The 18459-nt window shown below is 41.1% G+C and carries 17 protein-coding genes; 1 reads left to right on the plus strand and 16 read right to left on the minus strand.

Annotated features, from left to right (window positions below):
* Positions 1-26 precede the first annotated feature (26 nt).
* The 13 genes from FG24_RS10925 to FG24_RS10985 all read right to left on the minus strand — a co-directional run bounded on the left by FG24_RS10925 (position 27) and on the right by FG24_RS10985 (position 13066).
* Complete coding sequence (locus FG24_RS10925; RefSeq protein WP_235189767.1) at positions 27-2999, minus strand: FimV/HubP family polar landmark protein; 2973 nt, start codon at positions 2997-2999, stop codon at positions 27-29.
* 152 nt (positions 3000-3151) lie between these two features.
* The gene (asd, locus tag FG24_RS10930; protein ID WP_036303400.1) at positions 3152-4264 is read right to left on the minus strand and encodes an aspartate-semialdehyde dehydrogenase; all 1113 of its coding nucleotides are present in this window, start codon (positions 4262-4264) and stop codon (positions 3152-3154) included.
* Between the two features lie 117 nt (positions 4265-4381).
* Entirely contained in the window at positions 4382-5437 is a 1056-nt protein-coding gene (leuB, locus tag FG24_RS10935; RefSeq protein ID WP_036303401.1) for a 3-isopropylmalate dehydrogenase, read from the minus strand.
* Positions 5438-5537: 100 nt separating this feature from the next.
* A complete protein-coding gene (gene leuD / locus FG24_RS10940) occupies positions 5538-6176 on the minus strand; it encodes a 3-isopropylmalate dehydratase small subunit (protein WP_036303403.1) in 639 nt (212 codons plus the stop codon).
* Between the two features lie 83 nt (positions 6177-6259).
* On the minus strand, positions 6260-6379 hold the full coding sequence (locus tag FG24_RS10945; RefSeq protein ID WP_036303405.1) for an entericidin A/B family lipoprotein: 120 nt from the start codon (positions 6377-6379) through the stop codon (positions 6260-6262).
* A 20-nt stretch (positions 6380-6399) separates the two neighbouring features.
* Positions 6400-7812: a 3-isopropylmalate dehydratase large subunit gene (gene leuC / locus FG24_RS10950; protein ID WP_036303406.1), complete on the minus strand. Its 1413-nt coding sequence runs from the start codon at positions 7810-7812 to the stop codon at positions 6400-6402.
* 41 nt (positions 7813-7853) lie between these two features.
* On the minus strand, positions 7854-8348 hold the full coding sequence (locus FG24_RS10955; protein WP_019898795.1) for a YajQ family cyclic di-GMP-binding protein: 495 nt from the start codon (positions 8346-8348) through the stop codon (positions 7854-7856).
* Between the two features lie 95 nt (positions 8349-8443).
* On the minus strand, positions 8444-8755 hold the full coding sequence (locus FG24_RS10960; protein WP_036303407.1) for a pyrimidine/purine nucleoside phosphorylase: 312 nt from the start codon (positions 8753-8755) through the stop codon (positions 8444-8446).
* A gap of 139 nt (positions 8756-8894) precedes the next feature.
* The gene (locus tag FG24_RS10965) at positions 8895-9374 is read right to left on the minus strand and encodes an arsenate reductase ArsC (protein WP_036303409.1); all 480 of its coding nucleotides are present in this window, start codon (positions 9372-9374) and stop codon (positions 8895-8897) included.
* Positions 9375-9407: 33 nt separating this feature from the next.
* Positions 9408-10466, minus strand: a complete 1059-nt coding sequence (arsB, locus tag FG24_RS10970) for an ACR3 family arsenite efflux transporter (RefSeq protein WP_036303410.1) — start codon at positions 10464-10466, stop codon at positions 9408-9410.
* Positions 10463-10921 carry an ArsI/CadI family heavy metal resistance metalloenzyme gene (locus FG24_RS10975; RefSeq protein ID WP_036303412.1) on the minus strand — a complete coding sequence of 153 codons (459 nt, stop codon included), beginning with the start codon at positions 10919-10921 and terminating at the stop codon, positions 10463-10465. The genes arsB and FG24_RS10975 overlap by 4 nt, the downstream gene beginning before the upstream one ends.
* Complete coding sequence (locus FG24_RS10980; protein ID WP_036303413.1) at positions 10918-11259, minus strand: ArsR/SmtB family transcription factor; 342 nt, start codon at positions 11257-11259, stop codon at positions 10918-10920. Before FG24_RS10980 ends, FG24_RS10975 begins: the two co-directional genes overlap by 4 nt.
* Positions 11260-11377: 118 nt before the next feature.
* Positions 11378-13066, minus strand: a complete 1689-nt coding sequence (locus FG24_RS10985) for a phosphoethanolamine transferase (RefSeq protein ID WP_036304277.1) — start codon at positions 13064-13066, stop codon at positions 11378-11380.
* A 522-nt stretch (positions 13067-13588) separates the two neighbouring features.
* On the opposite strand from FG24_RS10985, the gene cptA reads away from it, so the two are divergent.
* Positions 13589-15256, plus strand: coding sequence for a phosphoethanolamine transferase CptA (gene cptA, locus FG24_RS10990; protein ID WP_036303415.1), 1668 nt, complete (start codon positions 13589-13591; stop codon positions 15254-15256).
* A 324-nt stretch (positions 15257-15580) separates the two neighbouring features.
* On the opposite strand, the gene FG24_RS10995 is transcribed toward cptA, so the two are convergent.
* Genes FG24_RS10995 through FG24_RS11005 form a run of 3 tightly spaced genes read right to left on the minus strand, consistent with a single transcriptional unit; the run spans position 15581 to position 18298 of the window.
* Positions 15581-17518 (minus strand): ClpP-like prohead protease/major capsid protein fusion protein, encoded by a 1938-nt coding sequence (locus FG24_RS10995; RefSeq protein ID WP_051901527.1) that lies wholly within the window; start codon positions 17516-17518, stop codon positions 15581-15583.
* The gene (locus tag FG24_RS11000) at positions 17460-18038 is read right to left on the minus strand and encodes a hypothetical protein (protein ID WP_036303416.1); all 579 of its coding nucleotides are present in this window, start codon (positions 18036-18038) and stop codon (positions 17460-17462) included. Before FG24_RS11000 ends, FG24_RS10995 begins: the two co-directional genes overlap by 59 nt.
* Positions 18038-18298, minus strand: a complete 261-nt coding sequence (locus FG24_RS11005; protein WP_036303418.1) for a hypothetical protein — start codon at positions 18296-18298, stop codon at positions 18038-18040. The genes FG24_RS11000 and FG24_RS11005 overlap by 1 nt, the downstream gene beginning before the upstream one ends.
* Positions 18299-18459 lie beyond the last annotated feature (161 nt).

Here is an 18459-nt window from a genome sequence, read left to right on the forward strand (position 1 = left end):
GCTCGGCCTTTTTGTTTAAATCACAACTACAGCCCAGCTAACAATTGCTCAGCTTTTAATTTTTGTTGAGGACCACCTTCTTTTAATACTTCCTCAAGCAACTCACGTGCACCCTCTTTGTCATCCATATCAATGTATGCCGCAACCAAATCAAGCTTAATATCAACATCTTGATTTTCAGAGCCGCCAGATACAGGCGTTTCTACTGCAAGATTATCATCGTCTTTTTCAACCGACAATTGGGTATCATCACCCAAATCTAAGCTGATTGCAGAAAAGTCAAACTCATTGCTAGCAACATCACTTACTGAATCTTTGGTATCGATTTCAGGAGACTCTAGGTCGTCACTTAATGAGAAATCAAAGTTGATAGCTTCATCTAAAGGCTGATCATTTTTGCTACTAGCCACTGCACTTTCATGCTTATCTAAATTGCTACCGAAGCTAGCCTCTTCAATTTTGTCTGATGGAATATCAAATGATATCTCCATCGGCGTATCAGGTATTTCAAATGCCACTGGCTCCGGGATAGAAAACTCCATCGCAGCACTCTCAACAACATTTAACTCATCTTTTAATACCGCATGGTTATTTTCTGCAAACTCACCTGAGAAATCAATGCTTGGTGCTGTTTCCAGAAAGGATGGTACCTCAAAAGAACTCGCATCATTTGCTGGTGTTTCTAACTCAGCATTGAATGGGGCAGCTAACTCACTGCTATCATCAGAACCAAACGTAAACGCTAGTGCGTTATCATCAGCCGTCACAACAGGCTCATTAATGACAGCATCATCTGCAGGCATCACTTCATCAGTTGGCTTAGACTCAACTTCAACAACAGGCTCAATCTCAGGAACACCTAAATCAAACTCAAGGCTATTATCAGCATCTTGGGCAGAAGAAAAGCTTTCCATCACAACATCACTTGGACTAAATTCAGTGGTAGATTCACTATTAAACAACGTCGGTTTGACTTCTTCCATTACTGGGGATTCAAATTTAGTCTCGTATGTAGAGCTAGCATCATCTAAAGAGAAGTCCAAGCCATCCTCTTGTTGTGCTGATAATGCTACGCCCGCTGCTGCTAACACTGGCGCAACTGAGGTCGCAACACCAGAACTAGAAACATCATAAAGTGGATTTTCAGGCTCAAGCTTCGCACCCATCTCAGCGACTTTTGCCCAAGTAGGGTCATCCGCACCTAAAGTGGTATACAACTCTCCCGCAATCGCCTCAAATGCAGAAACGTCTTTACGACCAGCATACATTTCCAACAACTTCAGATGCAATTCATAACGTTTTGGTTCTTTAACGATAGCGTCTTTGAGTATTTCCTCGGCTTGTGCATCGCGCCCATAAGCCATATAAACTTCAGCCTCGGCAATCGGATCAACATCATTAGTATCAATCATGCTGCCATCAGCACTCTGCGCGAAATCAGTTAAAAACGAAGTATCAGAGGTGCTTGAATTACCAGTGGTATTGCCAAACACGGTATTAGCGCGTAAGCCACCAGAAGTGAGAATGCCTCGTTCGAAGCTATCAAGCTCTTTTCTACGCTTATTACGCAAAAACAACCAGCCCACTCCCAACGCAAGCAACGCACCAGCGCCACCCAATAATTTAACATCTAGCCCAGCCAATAAGCTTTCAAAGAAAGACTGCTCTTGGACCGGCTCAGGTGAAGAAACTTTGGCTACAGCTTGTTTTTTAGATTCAGCTTTGACGGCAGGCTCAATAGCCACTGGCTTCTCAGCTGCAGGCTTTTCAACAACAGGCTCAGTAGCAAGCCCTGCATTTTTTTGCAATTCAGTCATGGTCTGATTTTTCAGCGCCAGCAACTTTTGCATATCTTCAATTTGTTTTTCTAGTGCTGCAGCACGTGATAACGATTCTTTCAGCGCATTTTCACGCGCAGTCGCCTCTTCCTGTAACGCTACTATTTTTGCATCAGCTTCCGCAGTTCCTGATTTCTGACTAGAGGCAATATTTTTGTCGCCTGCAGAAAGTTTCACTACGTCTTGAACACCCGGTTTAATCGCAGCAGACTTATCTTCTGCTGAAGCAATTTTTCCTGATGCTGATTGTTTTGGCTCATTATCTTCTGAGGCTAGTGCTGTCTTTACATTGCCGGCAAGTGAGTTTCGATATGCATTCCAATTAGACGCGTGTACTTTCAACGCTTGTTTTGCCTGTTTTGGATCGATTGAGGTTAACGCTTCAATAGAAGGCGCTTTAATGATTTGCCCAACCTTCAGTTGGTTCATATTACCATTAGCAAAAGCAGACGGATTGTTTTCAAATAAGCCGACTAGCATTTGATCAAGACTTACGCCATCGATTTGCATCTTTTGCGCGATTGCAGCCAATGTATCGCCACGCTTAGTCGTGAGCTCATCTATATTAGGAACCGAGCCAGATTCGCCACCAGCCTCTTTTTGCGTAGCAGCAGGCTTAGCGGCGGCTGTCTTTTTCTTTGAAGATTTACTTGTATTTTGGGATAAAGGTTTTAACGTACTAGTATCAGTAGACACGCCAGCATTAGTGCTAGGTTTAATAACAGGGATAAAATCAGAAGCCGCACTCACCGTCGACTTATACTCAGGAGGGTCAAGTAAAACGGTATATTCTCGTAATAAACGTCCTGATGCCCAGTCAACTTGAATCAACATATCCAGATATGGATCGTTGATTGGCATACTGGAACGGATTCTTAAAATGGGTGCACCGGCATCGCTTTTAGCAAGGTCAACTTTGATATTATTATGAATACCAAGACGAGTAATCCCTTGCACATTGTAAGCTTCTTCAGAAGCAATCGCGGCTGTTAAGGTAGAGAGCTCTTCTGGGGTAACAGACAAAAGCTCTACATCTACTTTTAATGGTTCACCCAACCCAGAATTAACATTTAGTTTCCCCAAGCCTGCTGTATAGCCAACAATTGGCATAAACGCCATGCAGACCGCTAACGAAATTTGCTTTATTTTTGATTTACGCACATCGCTACCTTTAAACGTACTAAATATTTGCAATATGAAAATAACATCAAATAGTTAGGTATGCAAGCTCATAATGCACATTATATTTAGCCATTATCTGGCAACGGCATTTAGTAAGGTATTTTTACAACCCAGATTTACTCTGGGTTGATTTATTTTTCTATTAAAATCCGTAACATGCGACGTAATGGCTCAGCTGCCCCCCATAGCAACTGGTCACCTACGGTAAATGCAGACAGATAGTCGTTACCCATATTAAGCTTACGCAATCTACCCACTGGGGTGGTTAGTGTCCCTGTCACCGCAGCTGGTGTTAACTCACGCATGCTAACCTCGCGCTCGTTTGGAATCACTTTTGCCCATTGATTTGCTTCAGCGAGCATTTGGCTGATTTCATCCAGTGGCACGTCTTTTTTAAGCTTAATGGTTAGCGCTTGACTATGGCAGCGCATTGCACCAATACGCACACATAAGCCATCAATCAGCACCGGGTTAGCTTCTCGACCTAAAATCTTATTAGTCTCTACGCCACCTTTCCACTCCTCTTTACTTTGACCATTGCCTAAATCTTTATCAATCCAAGGGATTAAACTACCAGCTAAAGGCACGCCAAACTGTGCAGTAGGGAAACGTTCATCACGCAATGTACCGGCAACTTCTCTATCGATATCTAAAATGGCAGAAGCTGGATCTTTTAAAAAGCCACTTGCTACACGGTGCGCTTCGCCCATTTGATTCAACAACTCACGCATGTTCTGTGCACCAGCACCAGAAGCTGCTTGATAAGTCATTGAGGTTGCCCACTCGACTAAATCTGCCTTAAATAAGCCATTTAAAGCCATCAGCATTAATGAAACCGTACAGTTACCACCCACCCAGTTTTTGTTGCCTTGCGCGTAAGCATCTTGGATAACGTTCATGTTGACTGGATCCAGCACGACTACCGCATCTTTTTCCATGCGTAGTGTAGATGCCGCATCAATCCAGTGGCCATTCCAGCCAGCTGCACGCAACTGCGGAAATACTTCAGTGGTGTAGTCACCGCCTTGGCAAGACACGATTGCATCCATTGCCTTTAGCGCGTTAATGTCTTTAGCGTCCAGCAATGATGGCGTATCTTTACCTACATTCGGGCCTTTGCCACCCACTTGTGAGGTTGTGAAAAATTGCGGCTCAATGAGTGCAAAGTCATTTTCTTCTAACATGCGTTGCATCAAAACAGACCCAACCATGCCACGCCAGCCTACAAAACCTACTTTAAGCATTTTATTTTCCACTTTTAATAATTAACGGTTGCTGAAATCAATTCAACAGATTATCAATAATAAACTCTCACTACACTGACACAGCCCTACCAAGCGATTAAACGTAAGCAGTTAAGCTTAAAGTGCTGCAACTACTGCATCACCCATTGCATTACAGCCCACTTTAGTTGAACCTTCTGTCCAAATGTCGGCAGTTCTATAGCCTTGCGCCAGCGCTTTTTTCACTGCGTTTTCTACGCGCTGTGCATTTGCTTCGTCATTAAACGTATAACGTAACATCATGGCAACTGAAAGAATTGTCGCTAATGGATTAGCAATATCTTTACCTGCGATATCAGGTGCTGAGCCGTGGCTAGGCTCATACATACCTTTATTGTTTTCATCTAAAGAAGCAGACGGCAACATACCAATCGAACCTGTGAGCATAGAAGCTTCGTCTGACAAGATATCGCCAAAAATATTGCCCGTGACCATCACATCAAACTGTTTAGGTGCGCGAATCAACTGCATCGCAGCATTATCCACATACATATGGCTCAACTCGACTTCTGGATATTCTGCCGACAACTCAATCATCACCTGACGCCATAACTCAGTCGCTTCTAACACGTTAGCTTTATCGACTGAGCAAACTTTTTTATTGCGCTTCATTGCGATGTCAAACGCTACGCGGCCAATACGGCGAATCTCAGATTCGTTATAACGCATAGTGTTAATGCCTTCGCGCTCACCATTTTCTAAAGTGCTAATACCACGAGGCTGACCAAAATAAATGTCACCTGTCAGCTCACGAATAATCATTAAATCTAAACCTGAAACCACTTCAGGCTTTAATGTAGATGCTGAAGCAAGCTCTGGATAAAGTAATGCTGGGCGTAAATTAGCAAACAAGTTAAGCTCTTTACGAATACGTAACAAGCCACGTTCTGGGCGCAAGTGACGCTCAAGCTTATCGTACTTCCAGTCACCTACTGCACCTAATAAAACAGCATCAGACTCTTTAGCTAACTTTAAGGTTGCATCTGGCAGTGGGTCGCCTGAAGCCTCATAACCAGCGCCGCCAATTGGCGCCTCAGTCATGCTGATGTCTAGATTAAGCGCATTTAAAACTTTAACCGCTTGTGCAACGATTTCTGGGCCGATACCATCGCCTGGCAATACTGCTATTTTCATGAAAAGACTTTCTTAAACTTGAATTTACTAAACTAAAATGAAAGGATATCAACAAAGCATTTACAAAAGGGCCTAAACAGCGCCCTGCGTTCAAATCGCCTTAATTAAAAAGCCATGGTTGGGCTTGTTGATGCTTAAGCTCGAACGCCTTAATTTTATCCTGTTGCTGCATGGTTAAACCGATGTCATCTAATCCGTTTAACAAACAATGTTTACGGAAAGCATCCACTTCAAACGGATGTACTTCACCTGTCGGCGTTGTGATTGTTTGCGCACTTAAATCAACATTAAGTTGATAACCTTCAGCAGCGACCACTTGGTTAAACAATCCATCAACAACCTCTGCGCTTAACACGATAGGTAACATGCCATTTTTGAAGCAGTTGTTAAAGAAAATATCAGCAAAGCTAGGCGCAATGATTACTTTAAAGCCATAATCTTCCAACGCCCAAGGCGCATGCTCTCTACTAGAGCCACATCCAAAGTTCTCACGTGTAAGCAATACTCTGGCACCTTGATAGCGCGACTGATTTAGCACAAAGTCAGGATTTATCGGACGTTTGCTATTGTCCATACCTGGTTCACCTTGGTCTAAATAACGCCACTCATCAAACGCGTTTGGGCCAAAACCGCTACGTTTGATTGATTTTAAAAACTGTTTAGGAATAATAGCGTCAGTATCCACATTAGCGCGGTCCAACGGTGCTACTAATCCATTCAATTGCGTAAAAGCTTGCATGTTATTTTCTTAAGTTTTAGTTAATAATCTAGTCGCACTTTGAGATTTCCCCAAAGGCAACATCTCAGGCAACTAGGATGTATTTAGTTTGCTGACTTCTGGATAACCTCGCCACCTTTTTCGATGTCTTTACCGATACCTGCAACGGTATTGCAAGCTGACAATGCGACTGCGATCATGACAAGAAAGAAGAACTTTTTCATTGATATATCCTTTTTAAAATTTAGCTTAAATCTCTTACGTCAACAAAGTGACCAGCGACTGCTGCTGCTGCTGCCATTTCAGGGCTAACTAAATGCGTACGCCCACCTTGCCCTTGACGACCTTCGAAATTACGATTGCTTGTTGATGCACAGCGTTCACCAGAAGACAAGCGGTCTGCATTCATGGCTAAGCACATTGAACAGCCTGGCTCGCGCCACTCAAAACCAGCTTCTGTAAATATCTTGTCCAGCCCCTCTTGCTCAGCTTGCGCTTTCACCAAACCAGAACCCGGCACAACAAGTGCAAGCTTGACATTAGGTGCAATGTGCTTACCCTTTGCAATGGCAGCCGCAGCACGCAAATCTTCGATACGTGAGTTAGTACAAGAACCAATAAATACTTTATCGATTTGAATATCACTAATTGGCGTATTAGGCGTTAAGCCCATGTAAGCATAAGCACGCTCCCAATCACCACGCTGCACTTCATTTTTAGCCATGTCTAGGCTTGGCACTTTGCCATCGATACCAACCACCATTTCAGGCGATGTACCCCATGTCACCTGTGGTTGAATATCTTTTGCATCCAAAGTAACCGTTGCATCAAACTTAGCACCTTCATCACTATGTAAAGTGTTCCAGTAAGCCACAGCAGCATCCCATTGCTCAGCTTTAGGTGAAAATGGGCGACCTTTTACATAGTTAATCGTTGTATCGTCAACAGCCACAATCCCAGCACGTGCACCAGCTTCAATCGCCATATTGCATAAAGTCATGCGACCTTCCATGCTCATATTGCGGATCACAGAGCCTGCAAACTCAATTGCATACCCATTACCACCAGCCGTACCTGTTTTACCAATAATAGCCAGCGCCACATCTTTAGCTGTAACGCCCTTCTCTAACGTGCCATTGACCACTACTTGCATCGTTTTAGATTTTTTCTGTACTAAGCACTGCGTTGCCATGACATGCTCAACTTCTGAAGTACCAATGCCATGCGCCAATGCACCAAATGCACCATGTGTACTGGTGTGAGAATCACCACAAACCACAGTCATACCAGGCAAGGTAGCACCCTGCTCAGGGCCAACCACATGCACGATCCCCTGACGCGAGTCCATAAACGGGAAATAAGCTTTTGCGCCAAACTCACGTATATTGTCGCTCAAAGTTTCTATCTGCAAACGTGCCACAGGGTCAGCAATGCCAGACAAGCCTTTATCCCAACCATTGGTTGGTGTGTTATGGTCTGCCGTTGCAACGATAGACGAAATACGCCAAGGCTTACGACCAGCCAAACGCAGACCTTCAAAAGCTTGCGGGCTTGTCACCTCATGCACCAAATGACGGTCGATATAAATGAGTGCCGTGCCGTTTTCTTCGGTCACAACGTGGGAATCAAACAATTTGTCGTATAACGTTTTTGCCATAGTTCTCTGCTTTTAAGTACGTCAGTAAATACTGCGCTTACTTAATCCCTAAAATTACCAAACTGCAACGGAAAATCCGTTACATTCTTTTTTACAAATGCAATCGCATCTTGCAAGATATCTCGCTTGGCGCCATTCACACGCACGGTATCACCCTGAATACTCGCTTGCACTTTCATGCCAGAGTCTTTAATGAGCTTAGTAATCCGTTTAGCCAAGTCAGTATCAATACCAGCGCGGATTTTCATCTCTTGCTTCACTTTGTTACCAGACACTTTTTGGACATCTTTATGATCCAGACGTTTAGATGAATCAGGCTCTTTCTTTTCCATTGCTGGTAACAAAATATCTTTAACCTGATCAAGCTGAAAGTCATTATCTCCAAACAGGGTAATCACACTATCTTTTTCATTCAGTTCAACCTTCGCTGAACTACCTTTAAAGTCATAACGATTGGTAATTTGCTTACCAGCTGTATCAATCGCGTTCTTCAAAGCGACCATGTCGACTTCTGAAGAAATATCAAATGAAGGCATACATCATCCCTATATTATTAACAAACCATCTTAGCGCTTTAATCAACGGTGCGAGAACTTAAATCTCATCAACTAGTACTCGCACCTTATTAAACCTACTCAAAATGGCAAACGTAATCTAATGTTTCTACTGTTTCGATGTCAAATGATGAGTTACCTGGCACGGTGAACTTCTCACCTTCACTGTATGTTTTCCAGTCACTTTCGCCTTGCAAGCGCACTTTACAAATACCTGCATTAATTTCCATCAATTCAGGAGCAGCCGTGTTAAATGTAAGCGTGCTTGGAAAAATAACACCAATCGTACTGCGTGTTCCGTTAGGAAACATTACGGTGTGACTAACGCATTTACCATCAAAATAAACGTTAGCTTTCTTTTTTACACTGACATTATCAAATTGTGCCATTTGCTTTAGCTTTCAGAAAAAATCAAAACACCATTATCGCAGAAAAGGTTTGTCAAACCAATAATGACGAGCAAATGGTTACGAATTTGGCTACTTCACACAAGCTGATTAAAAAACATGTAGTATTTTTTAACGCTCCTTAAGCAAGGATAGTCGCAATTTTGTCCATTTCTGTTTTAAGGGCAACTTTGTCATGCTTTAATGTTTCTAACGGCAACGCAAAAAAGGCCTCAATACGCGCACGTAAAATACTGTATGCCTTTACAAAAGCAGCATCAATCTCCTCGTTGCTACCAACGACATGCGCAGGGTCTTCCACGCCCCAATGAGTGCGAAGTACTGGGCCCAAATACGCAGGGCAAGTTTCGCCAGCAGCGCTACCACACACCGTAATCACAATATCAGGCGTAGCAGGTAAATCTTCCCAAGACTTACTAAAGTAACCTTCTGTCGAGATGCCCTCACGTGCCAATAAGGCAAGTGAGCGTGGATGCACATATCCAGCCGGTTTACTACCAGCACTCATTGCACGCAAACCAGCTGGGGCAAGGTGATTAAAAGTCGCCTCACCCAATATTGATCGGCATGAGTTACCTGTACATAAAAATAAAACATTCATCTTAATTTTCTCTTTTAAGTTTCAATAATGAGCTTAGCTAGCCTCATACCAATGGCGACTACGATTGACAATATGTACCACAGACAGCATGACTGGCACCTCAATCAACACACCCACAACCGTCGCAAGCGCCGCTCCTGAGTTAAAACCAAATAGCGCGATTGCAGTAGCAACCGCCAACTCAAAAAAGTTAGATGCGCCAATCAGTGCGGATGGTCCTGCTACACAATGTGCCACTTTGAACTTTTTATTTAACCAGTATGCAAGCATTGAATTAAAGTAAACCTGAATAATGATAGGCACCGCCAATAAAGCAATAATCAAGGGCTGAGCCAGTATTTGTTGCCCCTGAAAACCAAACAATAGCACTAAGGTGGCAAGCAACGCACCCAAAGAAATTGGATGCAGTTGCTTCAGGACAACATCCAATGCCTGCGATCCTTTTGCCAGTAAATACTTACGCATTAACTGACTCATAAAAACAGGCACTAAAATAAACAACAACACCGACAAGAACAAGGTACCCCATGGAATGCTTATGTTAGACAACCCCAGCAACAGCCCAACTAGAGGTGCAAATGCGAACAACATAATCGCATCATTAATCGCTACTTGAGATAAAGTAAACTTCGGCTCACCGCCGCACAAATTACTCCAAACAAAAACCATGGCAGTACATGGCGCCGCCGCAAGCAATATCAACCCTGCAATATAGCTATCTATTTGATCTACTGGCAGATATCCCGCAAACAAATGACGTATAAACACCCATGCTAACAAAGCCATAGAAAACGGCTTTACTACCCAGTTAATAAATAATGTGACGCCAATACCTTTGCCATGTTGCAATACGTCACGCATTGCATAAAAATCTACTTTTAGCAGCATGGGGATAATCATCAACCAAATAAGCGCAGCTACAACCAAGTTCACTTCAGCTATTTTTAGATTACCTATTGATTGAAATGCTTCCGGACTCAACTCTCCCAAGCCGATCCCGACAACAATGCATGCCAGTACCCACCAGGTTAAATTTCGTTCAAAAGTACCAATTTTTGGACTTATAGTTAAAGTTTTAGATTCTGCTGTCATTGTGAGTTGTTTCTACGTGAAATAAATTGAACCTGCTGCGCACTAGGCGCACAACATGCTGAGTCTGCTTGGCCTTTAGTATCATTAAAAGTAGGTGCACTCTCTAATGTGTGGTAAGTCTCCCAAGCTATACCGGACGGATCCTGCACCCAGTGCTTATCTGATTTCGCATAACAGCAAGTCGTTCCCTCCTGCGTCAACACACTCAGCTCTGCACCATCAAATCTAGCCTTTATTTCCGACAGCTCCGCCTCATCATCCACCTGAATACCGACATGATCTAAGCCAGCCTTTGCACCACGCTGGCTGATAGCAAAGTTCACCAAAGGGTCATCTAACATCCATTTGGCATAATCTTGCTTAATGACTATTGGCTCTGCGCCGAACAAAGTATTATAAAAACCAATGCTTTTATTAAGGTCATCAACTGACACATGTAAATGCATACGCTTCATGACTGCCTCTCCTTTTCATTTGGGTTGCAAGCGCTATCAGAACAACATGGCACCTGTCCTGCACAACAATTTTCAGTAAGATAGGCTAGTAGATTATTCATCACATCATAATTGGCCGTGTAATAGACAAAACGTCCCTCTTGGCGTGAGCTCACAAGCCCTGCATGGCTCAATTCTTTTAAGTGAAAAGAAAGCGTGCTTGCGGGTATTTTCAGTTGCTCGCCTACTGCGCCTGCAGGCAACCCTTTAAATCCAGCTTGCACAAGCAGCCTAAAAATATCCAAGCGCGCCTCTTGCGCAATAGATGCTAACTGTATTACCGCTAATTTATTATCCATATTTCTATATTTCCATAAATATAGAAACAATGTCAAGTAGTAATGTCAAGAAAGTGATTAGACATTAGAAAATTAACACATAGAAAATAATGGTTAAATGTCAGACGGATTACTTAACTCAATTGACACCCTTACCGAAGGAGTCTCCAAATAAGGCATAAGGTTTTAGATTAACGTTTCTCGCAAGCATGCCATTTTTACTTTTACAAACATTTGAATTCAGTTCATAGGCAACCAGCAATGTGCAGAATAAATCATCATGACTCAGCACCACGTCTTTATATGGCTTAATGTCTTGCAAATCATAATCGAAGTTTTTACCCGACCATGCAATGACAGGAATTCGCTTTTGTTCTTTTGGGGCAATGATATAAGGCGCAGCATGCAAATAAAACCCATGCTCACCAAGTGACTCACCGTGGTCAGCAACATATAGCATGGCTGTTTCGTATCTATCATCATATTTTTTAAGAAAGTTAATCACTTCCGATAAAAAGTAGTCGGTATAAAGTATTGCATTATCATAAGCGTTATCAATTTCCGCCTGAGAACAATCCCTTAACTCCCCAGTTTGGCAGGCTGGCTTAAAGCGCTCAAACTCCTTGGGGTATCTTCTGTAATATTCAGGACCGTGATTCCCCATTTGATGCAAAACAATCAACATATCCTTATCTTGATGAGATGAAATATAGCTATCCAACCCACTTAACATACCAACATCCCTACACTCTCCTGCGCAATCAGGATTAAGCGTTGGTGATTTAAAGTCCTGATACTTGACACGTGTGGCAACACCTTTTGAATCAGAGTTATTATCGCGCCATAAAACTTCTATGCCATTGTTATGCAAAACATCCAGTGCATTTTCTTGCTTAAGTGCAATCTCTTTATCGTATTTTTTACGACCTAACGATGAAAACATACATGGCACAGACACTCCAGTAGATGTACCGCATGCACTAACGTTAGTAAAACTAACGATATTCTGCTTAGATAATAAGGGGTTAGTATCTCGTTTATAGCCATTAAGAGAGAACCTATCCGCACGCGCCGTTTCACCAACCACCATAATGATCAATTCATTCTTGCTCGTAGACGGATCCATTAAAACTGCATCATCAGCGACTTTTCCAATAACAACATCAGTTGCAATTTGTGTTTGTTGGCTTATGTATTTAATGGATGAATATGCTGAGTAAGTTGGATTTGCATAAAGCCGAACAACTTTGTGTTCACGTATGAACGATGTGTAATCAGGTGTAAACGCAACAATTAATAACAATATGGCGACTAAGAAAGCGACCAAACAACTCAATTTTGATTTTAATTCAGTTTTAAAACTTGCTGGATTTGGACAATATTTTAATAATATCCATGCAGGAATAATCCCAAAAATAACTGTTCTAACAATAAGGTTTGTAGTGATTAAGCTAGCAAACTCACTTCGATTGGTCTGCATGATGTTATCAATCATGACTGTGTCGATAATGACACCAAAGTGGTCCATGTAATAAGCCAACTGTGAGGCAAGCACTAAAAATAAAGCCAATACCCAACGCGTTAATCGTCCGTGGCAAACTATCAAGAAAAAGCCACCTGTAAGTAACGTAAAAAACAGGGCTAATGAAATCAAAAATGGTAAGTTTGCTATGGTGAGTGGATAAATATTGAGAATGCCATTAAACAGAGAATAGTTGCCTGTCAGCATAATAAACACGGTGACTATTAATATAGTCGGCGTTTGTGAATGATTAAAATTCTTGGTGGGGAGTAATTTACAAAAGTTACTGTAAATAGTTGACTGCATCATAATGCTATTGCTTTCAATTCAAGTTATCTTGAAGAGCAGCTGCAACATACATGCCAATATGTTATCTAGTTGAATCTTTATAATTCAAACTAAAATTTCCCGTGCTAAATAAACACGAATTTGCATCACGGTTAACATCTATCGTGCAAAGCTTTTAACCATTGCTGCATGCAATGGCTGTCTCAATGTCATTACTGCCAGCTCTAACCTCCGCTCAACGGTGCGCATTAGCATTAAGTCGATACCATTCAAAGCTTGAATCTGATTCTTTATCTACTAAACCTACTAATGTGATTGGGCACCATATAAAGACACCCTGCAATATTTGTATATTTTTTACAGTCTTCACCAAGTGCAACCCTGCAAAAAATGTATGCATATTCGTAAAATAATTACCAATAAAAATAATAAATCTCTATCTTATTGATATCGTTAAGTTTTTACTTCACACAACGTTTAAACATATAGCGGCACATCACTTGCATTAGTTATGCGATTTAGACTACACCAAACATAACAATGACAAAACAAAATTGGCGCGCATTTTTTATTCTATATATTTTCTTTTTATATTTTTCTGGCATCACTCATCTCCTACTGCAAGTCACAGATGCAACGATTTTTGTTGGGTTAAGACAAGCAATCTACATGAGTTTTTTATGGATGATTCCAGTTTTACTCTTTCCAAATAAAACGAAAGAAATAACAGGCGCCGTTGGCTTGATGCTATGGGCTTCATCACTGGTCAGCCTAGGCTACTTTTGCATTTATCAACAAGAGTTCTCTCAAAGTGTCATCTTCATCATCTTTGAATCTAATCTAGCGGAGTCTTCTGAGTTTATCGCGCAATATTTCAAATGGTGGATGCTACCAATATTGATTGGACACACCATCATTAGCTACTTGCTATGGCGACAAGTTAAACCTGTCACTTTTCCATTAAAGAACGCTGTGTTCATTAGCCTATTTATCCTTACGTTCTTATTTGGCGCTCCGCTATTTAAGAGTTTAATAGTCAAAAAAGCACCATGGAATCAAGTCGTATATATCATTGAAAAACACATGCAACCAGCACAACCATGGCAATTAATTATCGGATATGTACATTACCGTGAACAATTGGCAACGATGGAAGCAATGCTTGAAAAGAACAAAAGCCTACCTCCTGTTAAAAACCTTAAAGATAAACATGGAGAGTTGAATAGTACGATGGTATTGGTCATCGGAGAATCCACTAACCGCCAACACATGAGCTTGTATGGATATAACCGCCCAACAACCCCTCAACTAGATGCAATGAAAAATGAACTATCCGTCTTTCAACACGCAGTCTCATCACGCCCATCAACCATTGAATCTTTAGAACAGATACTTACGTTTGCAGACCAAAACAACCCAGACCTATTTCTTACCAAGCCAACATTAATGAACATCATGAAGCAGGCTGGTTATAAAACTTATTGGATAACCAACCAACAAACCATTACCAAACGAAATACCATGTTGACTAACTTTTCTAAACAGATGGATGTGCAGTACTACATGAATAACTCCAGTGCACAAAACTCTAGAGAGTATGATGAGAACGTACTAGAGCCTTTGCAAAAGTCTCTTGATGACAATGCCCCTAAAAAATTCATCGTTGTCCATTTGCTCGGGACGCATATGAAATACAAATATCGTTATCCAGATAAGTTTGCTAAATTTGACTCTGCAGAAGGCACAAAAAAAGGACTTAGTCAGGATAAAATTGACATCATTAATACTTATGACAATGCAATTTTATACAACGATTACGTCGTGTCATCCATAAAAAAAATGATAGAAGCCAAGCAAGAACGAAGCTTTATGGCTTATCTGTCAGACCATGGTGAGGATGTATATGACACACCACCTCATGACTTTCTTGGCAGGAACGAAGGGAATCCATCGTTAGCTATGTATGCCACGCCGTTGATTATGTGGGCATCCCCTGCATGGAAAGAAAAATCAGCAATCAATCTAAATGGGCACTTAGACGCGCCTTATAGCCTTTCCAACTTCATACACACTTGGTTTGATGTGGCAGGATTAAGCTTTGATGACCTTGATATCAATAAAAGCCTAGTGAACTCCTCATTTAAGCAATCCCCAGTGCTAATTGGTGACCCTAGAGGCAGTGCTGGCTTAAAAACACTAGCTCAATAACTAAACTGTAAAAGGTGTTGTTATTTAAATGATAAGCTTCTTTAAGATATAAAACAAAAAGGCCATGTATCTAGCGATACATGGCCTTCAAGTACATCGTGTTAACACTTTTAAAATGGTGGGCAGGCGTCAATCAAACAATCCAATATAAGCCTCAATTTAAAAGGATAGTTATATTATTAATTTAAAATATACCCCCAAATATACCCCCATGATAAATTACCCAACTCTATAAAGTGACGTAGTAAACATGAGGAGACTATCATGCGCTGGATACGTCATCACTGGAGGTCAGCCGTCCATCCAGCCCAGCGATCAAATTATTTACAATGCAGCACCAGGATTTTTATAAAGCGCACGAAAATCTATAGTTCCAACTGCAATATCTAATCTAGATTTAATTGAAGTAACATCTCGGTTAAACTCTTCATCAACTTCATAATATGGTCTATCCTGACCAGTAAGATAAGCTCTCACTATGCCTTCAATTTGACTTGGGTTAGCTGACAAATACCAAGAAAACTCTGAGTTTTCGTCCAATCTAGGATCTGCAACTACAGTAAGATTCCTCACCCACTGAACATTCGTTGCATCATTAGATTTTGACGGATCCACTAAACTAGAAACAAGCTGCTCTGCTGTAGTCTCAAGTGACACAGGCACAATCAAGAAACGAGGTACTGGATCAATATGTTGTAATCCATTTACTCCCTTTTGGCGACGCATAGCCGCCCTAGCAAAAGCAAGTGACGCTATACTTAATGCTGTTCCTGCTGCAGCAAGATTGCCATGATCAGCATGAAATAGTGATTTACCATCTGACATAGCCGAGCTAGACAACAGCTTTCCATATACTAAATCAGCCTCCAACCTTCGTGCTGCAGCTCCAAATGCAGCTGGCATTGAAGTTAGTGCACCAAGGTCATCATTTATCAATGCCTGGCGAGTAATGCCAAAGATACGACCATAGGTTTTAATTGCAAACTCTTCCGCACTCTCCCCAAAAGATCCATTTTTGTATTCTGAAGACTCTGGAACCTCTAGCAAATTAGGGGCTTCAGACAGTGCAACCATACTTTGCGTTTTAAAATCAGGAACTTCTTTCTCGGCAGTCCATAAAACATGTGTGCTCGGCTCACTTTCATAACCAATACGTAATGCCTTACCAGCTGTATTTGCTAATAACAATGGGAAATCACTTGAAGAATGAGCTGCCTTAATTATTTCAACACGACTCATTCCATTTACACTGCGACCTTGCATGCTCAAAATACGCTCAGCCATCATGACAACATCCATCCGCTGAACATCACGCACCATTGGGCTTGGATCATTTAAACGCAAACCTGATCTAATCAATAGTGCATCAGTTGCTGCTGCCTTAAACTCTCTTAGCTTGTCAGAAACATGTAGACCTTCACTTGGATTATAGTATCCGCCACTAATAGGAAATGATTGGCTGCCTAAATGTGCTAATAGCTTATCATTAGCTAATTGCACACTACAGTTAATATCGTTTTCTAGAGCATCCATTAGCTGATCAACGCCATCGTAGTCTTTGAACTTACTAAACACGGCACGAATACTTTGACGCCTCTCTGCATCTTTAATAAGAATTGAAGATGCATGAGCATCTAAAGAAGTTGAATTATTTACACTATCTTTCTGCATGATTAAACCTTTCACTTTTTCCGGAGGATTAAATTTATTAATATTGAATTGAGCTGAAATTTTCACAGGCTCACTTATATGATCTATAAAGCCTTGTTCTAAAGCCTCTTCAGCTGTCATCCATGTTTCCTCATCTAACATAGATGATATTTCTTCACGAGACTTACCTGTTTTTAGTACATACCCATCAACCAAAGAGTCTGTAGCTTTTTCTAAAATATCTGCAGTTTTTCTAAGTTCTCTTGCATCACCACTCCCACCGCCCCAAGCATTGTGGATCATCATTAAGGCATTTTCTGACATATAAACTTTGTCACCAGCCATAGCAATAAATGAAGCCATTGACAACGCCCATCCATCAATAAACACATCAACTTTAGCCTGGTGGCGTTTTAGGGCGTTATATATCGCTACACCCTCTTGCACTGATCCACCTTCTGAAGATATGTGTAGATGAATATTACTTACGCCAGTGAGAGAGTTAAGCTCATTAATGAAACTTTGCGCGGTCACACCAAAACCGCCAATTTCATCATAAATTGACAGGTTCGCTGTTTTTCCAGTTGCTTTGATTGAGTACCAGTTTTTCATGATTCCTATTAGCCTGAATTGTTTGATAGATTATCAATTCATCGCTATGAAGCGAGTAGTCATCATTTTCAATCACTAGATACAACCCTCTAGCTGTCGTGGGCACACCTGATCCAGTTGACCAGGCCTGATGTAAATAACATTTCCACAGATCCCAATTTTGCTCAGGTCGTGTATTTTGATGAGCTTCCCAAAAATTACAGAGATTATTTACCTTAGTCGCCAATCGCTTGCAGCGCTCCCAATCAGAAATATCCTCGTCTAAGCTGATATTGCGTATAGACTTAATTAAATAATGATTACGAACACTTAATGTTAATTGTGTTGACACATGCCTTGAACCACATACAGCCAATCCCAATGCCTTATCTAAGGATAGTTGCTTTTCTTGCTGCATATATTTCATAACTCCACTTTTAAGCCAAAGCCATTGATCACTATTTGCAGGAATATCTTTTCCTGCTAGTAGATCTATAGCAAGCCTCCTTAAAGAATCAGTGGATTGACGTACTTTTGACATTACTGATAAGTAACCTTGCCCAAACTCAAATCAATATTAAAAAGACTTGAACCATTTACGGAGCAAACAACGGTCATCTTTTCAGGCGTAACAGATGATGAAAAATTTAATATATAGCCATTTTCCAGATAACTAAGCATCACTCGCTCTATATCGCCTGTAGCAACCCTTTCTGATCCTATTCTATTTAAATAGTCTATAAACAATTGCTTTAAACAACGATGTAATACCTCAATATTTGCTTCATGTCTTGCATCCATAAACTATCCTTTTTCAAATCAATTAGATAACTCCCCACCCCTTTTTATTTTCACAAGCGCCTAACGCCACATGATTTGGTAAGAAATTATAAATATAGAATCCTGCTGAATTTGGTAGTGACGTAAAGTCACTACCTATAAAACAACCATGCCTAAAATTG

It is taken from the genome of Methylotenera sp. L2L1 (assembly GCF_000744605.1).
Taxonomy (GTDB): domain Bacteria; phylum Pseudomonadota; class Gammaproteobacteria; order Burkholderiales; family Methylophilaceae; genus Methylotenera.